This window comes from Rossellomorea aquimaris, from assembly GCF_001877785.1.
GTDB lineage: Bacteria > Bacillota > Bacilli > Bacillales > Bacillaceae_B > Rossellomorea > Rossellomorea aquimaris_A.
In genome coordinates, this window is record NZ_MINN01000074.1 from 815,534 (window position 1) to 830,585 (window position 15,052).

The 15,052-nt window shown below is 42.5% G+C and carries 12 protein-coding genes; 4 read left to right on the forward strand and 8 right to left on the reverse strand.

Annotated features, from left to right (window positions below):
* Positions 1–210: 210 nt before the first annotated feature.
* Entirely contained in the window at positions 211–861 is a 651-nt protein-coding gene (locus tag BHE18_RS07930; protein ID WP_083573661.1) for a YkyA family protein, read from the reverse strand.
* A 307-nt stretch (positions 862–1,168) separates the two neighbouring features.
* On the opposite strand from BHE18_RS07930, the gene def reads away from it, so the two are divergent.
* A complete protein-coding gene (gene def, locus BHE18_RS07935) occupies positions 1,169–1,723 on the forward strand; it encodes a peptide deformylase (RefSeq protein ID WP_071618029.1) in 555 nt (184 codons plus the stop codon).
* 82 nt (positions 1,724–1,805) lie between these two features.
* On the opposite strand, the gene BHE18_RS07940 is transcribed toward def, so the two are convergent.
* On the reverse strand, positions 1,806–2,576 hold the full coding sequence (locus BHE18_RS07940; RefSeq protein WP_071618030.1) for a Cof-type HAD-IIB family hydrolase: 771 nt from the start codon (positions 2,574–2,576) through the stop codon (positions 1,806–1,808).
* Between the two features lie 648 nt (positions 2,577–3,224).
* Here BHE18_RS07940 and BHE18_RS07945 point away from each other — a divergent pair.
* Both BHE18_RS07945 and rnjA read left to right on the forward strand, forming a co-directional pair.
* Positions 3,225–3,431 carry a DNA-dependent RNA polymerase subunit epsilon gene (locus BHE18_RS07945; protein ID WP_071618031.1) on the forward strand — a complete coding sequence of 69 codons (207 nt, stop codon included), beginning with the start codon at positions 3,225–3,227 and terminating at the stop codon, positions 3,429–3,431.
* A 4-nt stretch (positions 3,432–3,435) separates the two neighbouring features.
* On the forward strand, positions 3,436–5,103 hold the full coding sequence (gene rnjA, locus BHE18_RS07950; RefSeq protein WP_071618032.1) for a ribonuclease J1: 1,668 nt from the start codon (positions 3,436–3,438) through the stop codon (positions 5,101–5,103).
* A gap of 67 nt (positions 5,104–5,170) precedes the next feature.
* Here rnjA and BHE18_RS07955 read toward each other — a convergent pair whose 3' ends face one another.
* The 6 genes from BHE18_RS07955 to BHE18_RS07980 all read right to left on the reverse strand — a co-directional run bounded on the left by BHE18_RS07955 (position 5,171) and on the right by BHE18_RS07980 (position 13,555).
* Complete coding sequence (locus BHE18_RS07955; RefSeq protein ID WP_071618033.1) at positions 5,171–5,833, reverse strand: potassium channel family protein; 663 nt, start codon at positions 5,831–5,833, stop codon at positions 5,171–5,173.
* Positions 5,834–5,963: 130 nt separating this feature from the next.
* A complete protein-coding gene (locus BHE18_RS07960) occupies positions 5,964–6,977 on the reverse strand; it encodes a cytochrome d ubiquinol oxidase subunit II (protein ID WP_071618034.1) in 1,014 nt (337 codons plus the stop codon).
* Between the two features lie 65 nt (positions 6,978–7,042).
* Complete coding sequence (locus BHE18_RS07965; RefSeq protein ID WP_071618035.1) at positions 7,043–8,380, reverse strand: cytochrome ubiquinol oxidase subunit I; 1,338 nt, start codon at positions 8,378–8,380, stop codon at positions 7,043–7,045.
* 635 nt (positions 8,381–9,015) lie between these two features.
* The gene (locus tag BHE18_RS07970; protein ID WP_071618036.1) at positions 9,016–9,573 is read right to left on the reverse strand and encodes a nuclease-related domain-containing protein; all 558 of its coding nucleotides are present in this window, start codon (positions 9,571–9,573) and stop codon (positions 9,016–9,018) included.
* 394 nt (positions 9,574–9,967) lie between these two features.
* Positions 9,968–11,791, reverse strand: a complete 1,824-nt coding sequence (locus tag BHE18_RS07975; protein WP_071618037.1) for an ABC transporter ATP-binding protein — start codon at positions 11,789–11,791, stop codon at positions 9,968–9,970.
* 9 nt (positions 11,792–11,800) lie between these two features.
* Positions 11,801–13,555 (reverse strand): ABC transporter ATP-binding protein, encoded by a 1,755-nt coding sequence (locus BHE18_RS07980; protein ID WP_071618038.1) that lies wholly within the window; start codon positions 13,553–13,555, stop codon positions 11,801–11,803.
* 599 nt (positions 13,556–14,154) lie between these two features.
* Between BHE18_RS07980 and BHE18_RS07985 the strand changes: the two genes are divergently transcribed.
* Positions 14,155–15,030: a mechanosensitive ion channel family protein gene (locus BHE18_RS07985; protein ID WP_071618039.1), complete on the forward strand. Its 876-nt coding sequence runs from the start codon at positions 14,155–14,157 to the stop codon at positions 15,028–15,030.
* Positions 15,031–15,052 lie beyond the last annotated feature (22 nt).

A 15,052-nucleotide genomic window follows, 5' to 3' on the forward strand; every position in this document is an offset into this window, starting at 1 on the left:
ACAAAGTATTATAAATTCAATATACTTTCAATTGATCATATGGATAAGAAATCTTTTTTGAAAAAACTGTATTAGTTAGTCAACGTCATCTGTTATATATAAACTACTCGTCCTTATCTTCTGTTATAGAGTAAACATACAAAACTTTATATAAACAAAAAAAGCAGCGGACTGCAGTCCGCTGCCTTTCTACCCGTTTCAATCAATTTTTTATTCCACTTCTATTCCGGCAGTTGAATAAAAACCTTGTTTTAAATTGTTGTATTGTTCAGTTGAGGTATTAAATTCTTTATTCAACTCTATTGTTTTTTCATATGCTTCATTAATGGAAGTGATTTGTTTCTCCATTTCTTCCATAGTCAATTCTTTATTCTTGAATAATTCATATAGTTTTTTATCCTTTGATAATGCATCCAAGTATGAATCCGTAAGCTCTTTATGGAGCTTATAGCGGTCCTTCATTGTATCTTCCAATTTACCGGCTTCGTCTTTCAGCTTTTTATCATCTAATTCAGTAATAAATCCATTTAGGTCAGAAAATGTTTCTTTCGCTTCCTTCATTGCTTTACGTTCTTTCTCAATATAATTTGTACGTTCTGAAATGTTTTTAAGAGCGTCATCAGAAAGTTTGACTATTTTATCAAACTCTTTCATTCCCAGGTTCATGATCTCGCTATAGATTTCTTTCTCTTTCTTTTCCAGTCCCTGGATCGGTTTCTGTACTTCAACATATTGTTCTTCCTTGGCTACGGTTTCTTCCAGGACATTATAGATATTCTCCTCGGGAGAATCTCCCCCTATACATCCCATCAAAATAAAAATGGCTGCTCCTAAAACGAAAGCAAAACGAAATTTCGACACAACTAGATCCCCCTTAACTATATAACATCTTCTACTATATATCCGTCTACAACATTTGACAATAGGGATTTACAACTGTGGAAAATTTTGTCGATTGAACTATTCTCCCATACACATAAATATGTACTGGCCCTTCAAAGTATTCCGCCATTTCTCAGTACTGTTCTGTTAACTTTTCTCTCAGAAAATGCTAGACTTAATTTATGCATATTGGTATATCTTATTAGGTGTAAATACATATATTCTTACTAAGCATAAAAAATCACTGTTTATACAGCGCCGCTGTTTGTTGTAAGGAGGAAGATTTATGATAGCGATGAAGGACATCATCCGTGAAGGGCATCCCACTCTCCGCATAGTGGCTGAAGAAGTAGCGCTGCCCCCCTCGGAAGAAGACAAAGAGGTACTGAGAAGTCTGCTGGAATACGTGGTCAACAGTCAGGACCCGGAAATTTCAAGCAAATATGGCCTAAGACCTGGAATCGGCCTGGCCGCGCCCCAGATTAACGTTCCAAAGAGAATGCTCGCTGTAAATGTCATCGATGAAAAAGGGACACTGTACAGCCATGCTCTATTCAACCCTAAGATTATCAGTCATTCCGTAGAAAAGGCATATCTTACTTCCGGAGAAGGCTGTTTATCAGTCGATCGCCAGGTTCCGGGACTTGTCCCTCGTTATGCACGCGTAACCGTGAAGGGATGGAACATCGACGGAGAAGAAGTGAAGCTGAGACTGAAAGGCCTTCCAGCCATCGTATTCCAACATGAAATTGACCACTTGAACGGGATCATGTTTTACGATCATATCAATGAGGACAATCCTTTCGAACCGATTCCGGGGGCGCTGGCCATCGAAAGGTAACTCATAAAGCTCTGCAGTCACGGCATTTATGCTCCAGGGTAAATGCAAGGACGCATCCAGGTCTGGATGCGTCCTTTTGAATTTATATTAGTTGAAGTTCTTTAAGACCGAAGTAGATTCCATCTTCATCGACAGGCTTTGTTACCAGATTTGCATGCTTCTGCACTTCGGTAACAGCGTTGCCCATCGCAACCCCGGTTCCTACAGATTGGAGCATCTCGATATCATTAAGGCCGTCTCCAAATGCATAAACATCTTCCATCTTGAAGCCGAGGCGATCAATCATTTTCTTGATTCCTTCAGCTTTCGAACCGCCGGCAGGGAGGATATCCATTGAATACTGATGCCAGCGGATGAAGGTGAATTCCTTATACTTTCCCCTGTAGAAATCCTCCTCTTCTTCGGTACAGAATAACAGCGACTGATAAATATCGCGGCCTTTGTAGAATTCGGGTGAATACCCCGGATGAGGAAATTTCAGGCTGCCCATGCTTTCTTCAATAAAAGGATGGTGCTCATGGTTCGCTTTCATCGTTTCATGGTTCAGATGAACGACAGGATGTTCACTTCTTTTGCTGTCTTCGAGCAGTTCCTCCAACTTTCCGACATTAAGGGGGTTTGTATAGATTACTTGATTTTCGAAGACGACATATTGCCCGTTGAACGATACAAATGATTCAATTCCGAGCTCTTCTCTTAACCCCTCATACATGAAAGGAGCCCTTCCTGTCGCAATGGCTACATACGTTCCGTTATCCTGAAGGGTCTTTATCGCCTCTTTTGTCGCATCAGGCAGTTTTTTATCATGATCGAGTAATGTTCCATCTATATCAAAGAAAACTATTTTTTTCATATCTGATCTCCTTTTACCTCTTTTAAAATATTCGTTAAATAACGTAAACCTTTCAAAATCAATTGTCAAACCATTGAACAACCCGCCATTACCATACTTATCCATGTAAGAGAATCTAAAAATTCCGTACACTATAAGTAAGACAATAGAGACGTTAGCTTGATTGCACCTTTACTTCACTGCACATTCTCGGTAAACTAATAATAAGGAGTGAGCCATATGTTAAAGAAGCTGAGGAAAAAGCTCTTAAAACAGTGGAAAGATATTCTCAGAAGAAAAACAATTGCTTAGACTGACTCCCTTTTACACTAGTTTCTTGCAGATAAAAAAGAATGTGATACGTTTAGGGACTGATGCCAATTGCGAGCACTTTATTCGTCTCCTTTGGTTTCGGTCCCTCTCTTATTTTCAGCAGGGGTTCTCCGTTAAACTTTATTTACTTACAAGAATCCTTTATAATCAAAACATACATAATCAATACTATCATTGTAGATTACATTTTATTATTGTTTATTTATAGAAAGACTAAAAGGGATATCCCTTTGAATGAGAGGCAGGTTTCTGCCTGCCCTGCGGATGTAGTTGATAACTTTTTTATCATAGATGAAAGTTAGATTTTTTGAAAACGGATAAGGAGAGAGAAAAAACATGATTTTCAAAGTATTTTATCAAGACAGTAAAGCTGAAGTGCCTGTTCGCGAATGCACAAATTCACTTTACATGGAAGCAGAATCAGAAAGAGAAGTACGCCTAAAACTTAAAGACAAACCTTACAACATCGAATTCGTACAGAAGCTAGAGGGCGCTTTTTTACAGTACGAGCAAAACCACGAATCTTTCGAGCTGGAGAAATAAACCCATGAAATTTGTAAAGAATGACCAAACCGCAGTATTTGCCCTTGGCGGTTTAGGTGAAATCGGTAAAAACACATACGGCGTACAATTTCAAGATGAAATCATTTTAATCGATGCGGGAATCAAGTTCCCCGAAGATGAGTTGCTCGGTATTGATTATGTAATCCCTGATTACACATACCTTGTAAAAAATGCGGATAAGATTAAAGGACTTTTCGTCACTCATGGTCACGAAGACCATATCGGCGGGATCCCCTACCTCCTCCGGGAATTAAATATTCCGATTTACGGAGGCAAACTTGCTCTCGGTCTGATCAAAAATAAACTCGAGGAACACGGTTTATTGAGAAATGCCAAGCTGAATGTCATCCAAGAAGATGATGTGATCAAGTTCCGAAAAACATCCGTCACGTTTTTCAGGACAACTCACAGCATTCCCGATTCTTATGGAATCGTTGTTAAGACACCACCGGGGAATGTCGTTCACACTGGAGACTTCAAATTCGATTTCACACCGGTCGGCGAGCCCGCGAACCTCGCCAAAATGGCTGAAATCGGAAAAGAAGGCGTGCTATGCCTGCTGTCTGACAGTACAAACGCTGAAGTTCCAAACTTTACAATGTCTGAACGCAAAGTCGGAGAAAGCATCAATGATATCTTCCGTAAAGTTGACGGACGTGTTATCTTTGCTACATTTGCTTCAAACATCCACCGTCTTCAGCAGGTGGTGGAAGCAGCTGTATACCATAACCGTAAAGTTGCCGTTTTCGGCCGCAGTATGGAAGCAGCCATTACGATCGGACAGGAATTAGGTTATATCAGAGCACCTAAAGATACATTTATCGAACACAATCAGATCAATCGTCTGCCTGCGAATGAAGTCGCGATACTATGTACCGGTTCTCAAGGTGAGCCGATGGCAGCTTTATCAAGGATTGCAAATGGCACTCACCGCCAGATTCAAATCCAGCCAGGCGACACAGTCGTATTCTCATCTTCGCCTATCCCTGGAAACACGATCAGTGTAAACCGTACCATCAATATGCTGTTCCGTGCCGGCGCCGAAGTGATTCACGGTCCTTTAAATGACATTCATACATCCGGGCACGGCGGGCAGGAAGAAATGAAATTGATGCTGCGCCTGATGAACCCGACCTTCTTCATGCCGATCCACGGTGAGTTCAGGATGCAGAAAATGCATGCCCAGCTCGGTGTCGACTGCGGCGTACGTGAAGAAAACTGCTTCATCATGGACAATGGTGAGGTGCTTGCATTAAGCAATGACTCTGCACAGGTAGCAGGTAAAATCCCTTCTGGCAATGTCTATATAGATGGAAGCGGAATCGGGGACATCGGTAACATCGTATTGCGTGACCGACGCATCCTTTCTGAGGAAGGGCTTGTCATCGTAGTCGTAAGTATCGATATGAAAGAATTCAAAATCGCTTCAGGCCCTGACCTGATTTCCAGAGGATTCGTTTATATGCGTGAATCCGGCGATCTTATCAATGAAGCACAGAATCTGATTGCCAAGCATTTAAACAAAGTCCTGGAAAGAAGAACATCACAATGGTCTGAAATAAAGAATGAAATCACTGATACCTTGGCTCCATTCTTATACGAAAAAACAAAACGTCGTCCAATGATCCTGCCGATCATCATGGAAGTATAATATTAAAAAGGCACAGAGTGAATTTACTCTGTGCCTTTTCCTTTCCTTTATGGGTTACTCCTTGCTCTTAGACCGAAAATACCTTCTTTTCGAACCGGTTGATATCTGAATCCGCCCCAATCACAATCAAGATATCCCCCACTCTAATTTCTTCGTCAGCCTGCGGGGAAACAATGATGTCACGGTCACGTTTAACTGCTACTATATTTATACCGTATCTCGCACGTATATCAAGGCTGCTCAGCGTATTTCCCGCCAGATGATCATTGGCGACAATTTCGACAATCGAGTGTTCATCTGACAGTTCAAGATAATCCAGCACATTATTCGATACAATATTGTGAGCAATCCTCCGCCCCATATCCCTTTCAGGATGAACGACCTGGTTCGCCCCTATTTTCCTCAGTACTTTTTCATGATAATCATTTTGCGCCTTCACTGTTATCTTTTTTACACCTATTTCTTTTAGCATAAGCGTTGTCAAAATACTGGACTGAATGTCATCCCCGATCGCTACGATTACATGGTCGAAATTTTTGATGCCAAGACTTTTCAATACCGATTCATCCGTTGAATCAGCCATAACAGCGTGAGAAGCAATGGATGAAAATTCGTTGACCTTGTCTTCGTCCTGGTCGATGGCCATCACTTCCATCCCCTGTTCGGTAAGAGACCGCACGATGCTTCCGCCGAACCGGCCCAACCCGATTACCACAAATTCTTTTTTCATCTTCATTCCCCCAGATTTTCCAGTAACTTGTTTTTATTTTACCATGAAGTATATCGGGAATTCGATTATTGAATTGAAAAAAAGGAGAATCATAAAGTTCGTAAGTGATTCTCCTCTTTTGCTTGCCTGGCTATTTTTTACCTTTCACGTAGTCCGCATCAAATAAGAACAACCTCATCAACAAAATCAGTGACGGAATGAGCAGAAGAAGTCCTGCCACAAACGCAATAACGAGCGCCATTCCCATCGCCGGATTGGTTACACTTGATTCAATCGTAATATAAGGCTTCAAGATATAAGGTAAGTGGGATGCTCCGTAACCGAAGAATGCAAAGAAGAACTGAAGCATCACAAGCACAAATGCGGTCCCGAATTTCTTTCGTTTGTAAATCAAAAACGACGCCGTGAGGAAACTGAGAAGTGACAGCCCGAACATCCACCAGATATCAAGCGCATTTGTGAAGTGTTCCTGATTATGTTCCCTCAGTCCGACAAATACTAAAAAACTTGCAAGGATAGTAGGAGGACTCCAGAATAACGAAAACTTCCTCAATACCTCCCTTGAATCAATATCCCCCGCACGATCTGCGTAGTAAGTCAAAAAGGCGGCACTTATAAACAAAACTGAAACAATCGACAATACGACTACGCTCCAGGAATAAGGGCTTGTAAACAGTTCTCCTGCCAGGAATTCCACATTTCCGTCCGTGACTCTGAGGAAACCTCCTTCAGAAATTGTCAAAGCTGTAGATAGCGACGCGGGAATCAATAATCCTGTAGCACCATAGAGGAAAAGATAAATGATATTTTCCTTGGAACCATAATTATTGAAGGCATAAAAACTCCCCCGTATAGCAAGCAGGATAATACCAATACTCCCCGGAATCAATAGCGCTGTCCCGTAATAATAGGCTGCATCGGGAAAAAATCCAACAAGCCCCACAAAAAAGAATACAAAGAAAACATTCGTCACCTCCCAAACTGGTGACAGGTAGCGGCTGATCAGAACATTCAATGTGTGCTCCTTATTCTTCAGCCTTCCATAAAAAGCGAAGAACCCGGCACCAAAATCGATGGATGCCACAATCAGATAACCATAAAGGAAAATCCACAAAACCGTGATTCCCACTATTTCCAAACTCATAGCCATTCCTCCCTCTCACACCCTTGCATGGTGCCCCTTCATATTGCTAAAGTGGCTTGTCAGGGTTATTTTGTCCGTTCAGGAAACCGTTGTTCCAACTCCGCTTCAGCCGGTTTATCCTTGAACATCTTGATTAACACTACAACACATAGAATACCGAGCAGAATGTAAAGTGCGACAAACATCATGAAAGTCAAACCGACACCATCTGCCTTAGTTGATGCATCCGCAACTTTCATATATCCTCTCAAGATCCACGGCTGGCGGCCGACCTCCGCATAAATCCAACCGAACTCAATTGCCAGCATGGCGAGCGGACCGCTGGCAACGATTCCCCATAAAAGCGGCTTATTCCATTCGTTCCGCTTTTTCCATTTCCAGAAGAGAATGAACAAACCTGAAATGAAAATACTGAAAAATCCTATGGAGACCATGCCATCAAACAAATAATGAATCCACAACGGCGGCCTTTCATCCTCCGGCGTCTCATTCAAACCGATTACTTCATGGTCGAACGAACTTCCTGCCAGGAAGCTGAGGAATCCGGGCAGCCTTATCTCGTTATGAACCTCATTGTTTTCATCCAGCGTACCGAATACAATCAAGTCTGCATTTTTTTCTGTATCGAAATGCCATTCTGCTGCAGCCAGTTTTTCAGGCTGATACTCAGCAAGGAATTTTGCTGAAAGATCTCCTGCCAACGCTGTAGCAAATGCAAAAATAAGGGCAGATACCATCGTCAAGCGCAGAGCCTTCCTATGATACTCACTTCCCTTTTTCTTTAAAATCGTAAAGGCCGTGATACCAGCCAAAATCAATGCTGATGTCAGATAGGCCGTTGTCAGCACATGGAAAACTTTCGTCGGTGTGGCCGGGTTCAACATGGCAGCAATCGGATCGATATTGATCGCTTTCCCATCACTCAGTTCAAACCCCTGAGGCGTATTCATGAAAGCATTCACGGTCGTAATGAACAACGCAGAAGCAGAAGACCCGATCATGACCGGAATCGTCAACAGCCAGTGAATCCATTTGTTCTTGAAACGGTCCCACGTATATAAATAGATTCCCAGGAAGATTGCCTCAAAGAAAAACGCGAATGTTTCCAAAAACAGCGGAAGCGCAATAACCTGTCCCGCAACCTGCATGAAAGCAGGCCAAAGCATCGACAGCTGAAGTCCTATCGCCGTACCTGTGACTACCCCTACAGCAACCGTGATCGTAAATCCACGCGCCCATCTTCTTGCCAATAAGGTGTAATGAGGATCATTCCGCTTGATCCCCATGAACTCGGCAATCGAAATCATTATCGGCACACCTACCCCGATCGTTGCAAAAATAATATGAAACGCAAGGGTGGTGGATGTCAGCATTCTGCTTAATATCACACTATCTAATTCCATTAATTTATCCCCCTACCAATTAATAGCGAATACTTACTATTTATCACTTAATGGTTATTATAAAACCTATCCGCTAGTTTGTGAAGTATTGAACATGTACATTTTGTGACATATTTCACAAACTTTTGTTTGGTTATAGTATAGGTTGGTAGGCGGGAGTTGGGCAAGGAATCAGTTTTGGGATGCTCCTTACCCTTTATAAATTTATGGGATATGAAGAAACACATCTGTTACATTCAGATGGAAAGTCAATTTGGCTGAGAATACGTAGTCCCTCTACCTGAACCGCTTTGGATAAAAGTCATAGATTTTAGTAGATATTGAGCAAGGCGGGGCGATGAAATTCGGAGGAAATTCCTGACATCATGATTTGTAATTTCAGAACCAATAAGTAAAAAGAAATCATTTAAGGTTTGTACATGGGCACTTTTATCATATGAATTGCATTTAACACAAAGCCAGGAAGCCTTATTTCTGATCATTGAAAACTCTTTACAGCTCGTACACTTTATACCTTTTACATAATCGGTTTGGTATTTATTGATTGGATATGGCCGATGCTCTTTTATGAGTAATTTTGAAGTGCGTCTCAATTCCTTATCTTCTAGAAAGGGGGTGTTGAAGGTATTCATCAGCTACTGCATTTTAGGGAGCAGGTTTTCTATCCTCAACACACTATGAACTACTTCAGTATCATGGGGAGATGCCGGGAGTATTGACGAGGAATTTGTAAAAACAACTAAAAATTCTATGGGAAGGCTGGGAAGCTTCATTGTCTTTAACCAGTTTTTCAAGTGAATCTTGTATTTTTTACACTGGGCGATTGGACTGGGAAAGGCCGTTATCTCTCCATTAATTGTTCTTTCTAATTGACCGAATTCCCTTGAAAAATCAATACGGCCTGAAATGTTTTTTATTTCAAGGATAAGTGCCAAATGTTTTGTGAGTATCAATGTATCAATCTGAATATAGGTACTTCCTGTTTGCAGGCATAAATCATGAATGATGTATAACTCCTTGTTGTCTATGATGCTCAACAGACGGTCGACTTTACACTCACCTGTATAGCCGGCCCAGGCTTTCAATAGGGATTCTTCAAGTTTGGGGCGCAGGTCGGAAAGGGGCGGGAGTCTTTTTAATGCAGCTTCGTTATATAGGATTGTTTCGGGGATTGGTCGTTCTCTCAGTATCACTATTTCACTCCTTTGATTTCAATTTTTCCTTACTTGTTTTCTTTTTTCTCCATACTGTTGGCAAAACCCTTTATTTTTGGTGAAATGATTCTGGTTTTTGTTAGAACTCCGCCTGATCAAGGCGGCCAAATTAATGGTCCTCCAACGATATTGTGGAATCAGTGAGTTTGTCGGATACAATGAACGGGGACTTAGCGTTATCAACAAATATTGGGATTTACCAACAAAAATGAGGCTGGTATCAACGTTTTTCAGTATTTACCAACAAAAAACATACACTTACCGACAATTCGACATAATCCGCCAAGTTCCGCAACACCCCTGCTCCACTCAAAATAAAAACCCCGCACAAAAATGCAGGGTCCCTATCCCAAAACCACAATTCAAACCGAAACTACATAGCCTCCAACATCTTAAACTGCGATTTCACCAGTTCGTAATAATCGCCTTCTTGATCCATGAGTTCATCATGATTGCCGGATTCTTTGATCTTGCCGTGTTCCAGCACAAAGATGTTGTCGGATTCACGGATGGTCGATAGACGGTGGGCAATGATGATTGCCGTTCGTCCTGCCAGCAGCTTTTTCAATGCGTTTTGAATCTTGACTTCAGTCTCCGTGTCGATGGAAGCTGTGGCTTCATCCAGTATGATGATCCGCGGATTTGCCAGCAGCGCGCGGGCGAACGACAGCAGCTGTCTTTCTCCGACGGATAAGACGTTCCCTCGTTCTTCAACTTCGGTTTCGTAGCCGGCTGAGAGTTTCTCTATGAATTCGTTCGCTCCTATGGCCTCTGCAGCCGCACGGACTTCCTCATCCGTGGCATCCGGTCTTCCGAAACGGATGTTATCCTTGATGGTCCCGGAGAAGATAAAGGTATCCTGAAGCACAATGCTGATTTGGCTCCGCAGGCTCGAGACGGTCACATCCCGCAGATTGACACCGTCAATTTTGACTTCTCCCTTTGTAGGATCATAGAAACGGCTGATCAGATTCGCAATGGTTGTTTTACCCGACCCGGTGTGGCCGACCAATGCGACGGTCTGTCCTGCCTTCATTTCAAGGTTGATGCTTTGCAGCGCTTTTCTCTTATCATCGTAGGAGAATTCCACATCTTCAAATTGAATTCTTCCCTTGATATCATTCAACTCGACAGCGTTTTGTTTTTCATTGACAATCGGCTGCTCATCGAGGAATTCAAAGATACGTTCGGATGATGCCATGCCGATCAAGAGCTGATTGTATACCTGGCCCAGCCTTGAAATCGGTTCCCAGAACATCCCAAGGTAAAAGGCGAATGAAACAAACTCCCCAAGTTCCAGTGAGCCTCCCTGGATAAGATGTGTACCATACCAGATCAGCACTGCTGTACCGACGGCATTTGTCAATTCTACCATCGGTCGGAACATGGCATTTTTCTTTGTGGCGGTTTTCCAGCTGTCGTAAGTTTCTGTATTCACTCCATCGAAGAAAGCCATGTTTTCTTTTTCCTGCGTGAATGATTGGGTGACGCGGATCCCTTGTATGCTTTCATTCAAGTGGGAATTAAGTTTTGCCTGCTTGATCCTCACATCCTGCCAGGACCTGCGGATCTTTTTCCGCAGACTGGTGGATATGAAGAACATGATCGGCAGAATGACCATGACGGCCAATGTAAGTTCAGGACTGAGTGTGAACAGGATGACAATGATCCCGGCGAGCAGGATGATGTCCATCAGAAGGTTGATGACCCCGTTCGTGAACAGTTCCTGAAGGGAATTGATGTCATTCATGATCCTGACAAGGATCGAACCAGCCGATCGCTGGTCGAAGAAGCGGTGAGAAAGCCATTGTACGTGACTGAACAAATGCTTCCTCAGGTCATATATGACTCCCTGCCCCAGCTGGTTCATCCATCGGATCCTAAGGACATTTGCAATATAATTGATGACATAGAGCCCTGCGATGATTCCGACCAGTGTAAAGAGAAGAGTGGAGTCTTTCTGCCGGATTGCTTTATCAAGCGTGTATACACCAATCAGGATCGGGATGATCAGCCGTATCGCGGTTGTAATCAAGACGGTGACGATCGACAGGGGAAGCAGTTTTTTCGAATATGGCTTTAAATAGGTAAGCAAACGCCAAAGCTGTTCCCAGTTGAAAGGCTTGTCGATTACCTGATCTGTCGAATAATGAAACCGGCTTAAGACATTCTTATTCACTTTCGTTTTCTTACTCATTCCCCTCACCTACCTTCCTTGTGCCTGGAGTATTTTTTTTTGGTCTTTGTATTGAATATCATAAATTCGCTGATAAGGTCCATTGTTTTTGAGAAGGAAGTCATGGACACCCCTCTCGACAATTTTCCCGTTTTCCAGCACAAGAATTTCATCGGCGTGTTTCAGTGAGGAAATTCGATGTGCAATGATAAAGGTCGTTCGGTCGGACATGACGTTTTTGAGTGCTTTTTGGATTCTGAATTCTGTTTCCATATCGACCGCACTCGTTGCATCGTCAAGTATCAGGATAGACGGATCTGTGCAAAGTGCGCGGGCGATGGCAATACGCTGTTTCTGCCCGCCGGACAGGCCGAGTCCCCTCTCCCCGAGTCTTGTATCATAACCGTCCGGAAGCTCGGTGATGAATTCATGAGCCTGAGCCATCTTGGCTGCTTCAATGATTTCATCCATCGAGGCTTCAGGACGGCCATAAGAAATGTTCGCCTTGATCGTTGATGAAAACAGGAATGACTCTTGAAGTACAACCCCGACATTCTTCCGCAGTGATTTTAAAGAGTAATCATCCAGCGTCTTCCCGTCAATGAGTATTTCGCCATTAGTAGGTTCATAGAACCGGGTCATTAACTGGGTGATACTCGTTTTCCCTGATCCGGTGCCCCCGATCAGCCCGATGACTTTCCCGCTTCCGGCCTTGAAGGAGATATCCTCCAGGGCTGCTTCATCATGTTCTGTATAATTTAAGGATACGTGATTGAATTCCACTTCACCTCTCATTCTGTCTACATGGATCACTTCGTCATGGTCTTTGATCTTTTCATCGACTTCAAGGATTTCCAATAATCGTTCCCCTGAGGCTTTTGATTGTGAAAATAGATTTATGGTGAATCCGAGGTTCATGATCGGCCAGATGATATACCAGACCAGGCTGTAGAACGCCACAAGTTCGCCGGGCTGCAGACCGCCGTTCATAACGAGGTATCCGCCGTATGCCAGAAGTGTGACCACACTGACATTTCCCAGGAACTCCATTAACGGAAAGTATTTTGCCCAGATGTCGGATGTAAATAGATACTTATCTTTGTAGTCTCCATTGGAAGAATTGAATTTATTGATCTGAAAGTCTTCTCGTGAAAGAGACTTGACTGTATTGATCCCGCTGATATTCTCCTGTACATTCGTATTCAACTTCCCGAATGATTTTCGGATTCCCCTGAAGGCAGGATGGACTGCTTTATCAAACTTGTAAACGGCAATTGCCAGAAATGGCAGTGAAACCAGTGTCACAAACGTTAATGAAGGAGAATAATAAAACATGACCCCAAAACTGACACTGATTAATAGGAAGAAACGTAAAAGTTCTGTAAAACCGAATGACAGGAAAAAGCGGAATGATTCAACGTCTGCTGTCAGGCGTGACATCAGATCCCCTGTCTTTGCATTATCATAATAACTGAATGGCAGGAATTGCAGTTTTTCATATAATTCATTCCTGAGTCTGTACACGGAAGTGATTCCAAACAGGTCCCCGCAATACTGCTGAACAAATGTTGTAATGCCCTTCAAAATCATGATGCCGACGAATCCAAATGCAAGATACGGGATCCATTTATAGTTTCCTTTTAAAATGACATCATCAATGGTTTTTTGAAGGATGATTGGATATACCACGGTGATTCCCGTTACAAATAATAAGAAGAACATTGAAATGAAAAAGTACTTCTTATAGGGCCAATAATAGGCTTTTAGTTTTTTAAATGTTTCCATAATTCCTCTCCCTTCCCCTGGGTGCGTAAAAACGACGTATTATTAAATATATCGGCTTTCGAAATATTTATCTACCCTTTTTTTAGAATTTTTCATTTTATTGTGAATTGTTTTTATTTATTATTGTTTCACAAATTTATAAATAATCTTCTCTATACCGCAGTTGATTTCCGTGCAAGACTACACTTTCCGCGGGTAGCCAGTGAGCCTCCTCGTCACTGCGTTCCTGCGGGCAGAAAAGCGGAGGCGGCTCGTTCAGCCCAGACAAGCATAAGATACATAAGCCTCTGAGCATAGCCCTTCCGCTTTTCTTATAAGCTACTCTTCCCGCGGGAGTCTTCGTCTTGCACTCCAATCAACTGGAACAATATAAAATAAATATTTGGTTTTATAAGCCTATTCTATAAATAAACTTCCCTTGAAAAATCGGTCGTTTGACCGATACATTTTAATCATTCTGTTGGATATTCTGTTCTGTGGTTGGAGTTTATCTTTACACAGCCGGGGAATAAATCAATAGACTCCTGACAGGTTTCTCCTTTGACATAACCCTTCTGTCAATGTGTATACTATAAAGGTTCATAATTATATTAGAAAGGATGGTTGGATTGGAATACATACTTGGACTAAATTTATTAGGTGATAAGATTGCCAATTTCAATTGGGGCGGGCTGCTTGTCACCCTTGGGATCGGCGCTCTGCAGATACTGGCGATCTGGATTGTCTTCATAGCAGTAAAGGCTGCAGCAAACAAAGTGATTGAAAGAATATTTGATAAGTACAGTAAGAGAAATGACGTATCGGCAGGCAGGGCTCAGACGCTCCAAAGCCTCAGTAAAAACATTGTAGGATACGTCCTGATTTTTATCTTTTTTGTTACGATCCTTCAGATCTTCGGCATTCAGGTTACGGCAATCCTTGCAGGAGCCGGAATCGTAGGTCTTGCAGTAGGATTCGGTGCCCAGGGACTTGTCAGTGATGTGGTTACAGGGTTCTTCATTCTTTTAGAAAAACAGGTCGATGTCGGCGACTATGTCAGCACTGGAAATTTCTCGGGGATTGTTGAAGAGGTTGGACTCCGCACTACCCATATCCGGGGGTTCGATGGTACACTTCATTACGTTCCTAACAGGGAAATCACCAGTGTGAGTAATCATTCCAGGGGTAATATGCGTGCACTTGTAGATATCGGGATTTCGTATGATGATAACATTGATAAAGCCATGGTTGTCATGCAGGAAGTGTGCGACAGGATTGCCCGGGAAGATGACAATATTGTTGAAGGTCCAAATGTTGTCGGAGTTCAGACTCTTGGGGCTTCCGATGTCGTGCTCCGCATTATCGGGAAGACGAGGAATATGGAACAGTGGGGTGTGGAAAGAAAGCTTCGTAAAGCATTAAAAGAAGCTCTCGATCAAAACGGTATAGAAATTCCATTCCCTCATCAAGTCTATATTGAAAAAAAAGAACAATAATAAAAAGGTCCGGTGCCGACAC

Coding starts and splice junctions, on each gene's coding strand:
- def (WP_071618029.1), top strand. CDS start 1,169: ATGATAGCGATGAAGGACATCATCCGTGAAGGGCATCCCACTCTCCGC.
- BHE18_RS07940 (WP_071618030.1), bottom strand. CDS start 2,576: ATGAAAAAAATAGTTTTCTTTGATATAGATGGAACATTACTCGATCAT.
- BHE18_RS07945 (WP_071618031.1), top strand. CDS start 3,225: ATGATTTTCAAAGTATTTTATCAAGACAGTAAAGCTGAAGTGCCTGTT.
- rnjA (WP_071618032.1), top strand. CDS start 3,436: ATGAAATTTGTAAAGAATGACCAAACCGCAGTATTTGCCCTTGGCGGT.
- BHE18_RS07955 (WP_071618033.1), bottom strand. CDS start 5,833: ATGAAAAAAGAATTTGTGGTAATCGGGTTGGGCCGGTTCGGCGGAAGC.
- BHE18_RS07960 (WP_071618034.1), bottom strand. CDS start 6,977: ATGAGTTTGGAAATAGTGGGAATCACGGTTTTGTGGATTTTCCTTTAT.
- BHE18_RS07965 (WP_071618035.1), bottom strand. CDS start 8,380: ATGGAATTAGATAGTGTGATATTAAGCAGAATGCTGACATCCACCACC.
- BHE18_RS07975 (WP_071618037.1), bottom strand. CDS start 11,791: ATGAGTAAGAAAACGAAAGTGAATAAGAATGTCTTAAGCCGGTTTCAT.
- BHE18_RS07980 (WP_071618038.1), bottom strand. CDS start 13,555: ATGGAAACATTTAAAAAACTAAAAGCCTATTATTGGCCCTATAAGAAG.
- BHE18_RS07985 (WP_071618039.1), top strand. CDS start 14,155: ATGGTTGGATTGGAATACATACTTGGACTAAATTTATTAGGTGATAAG.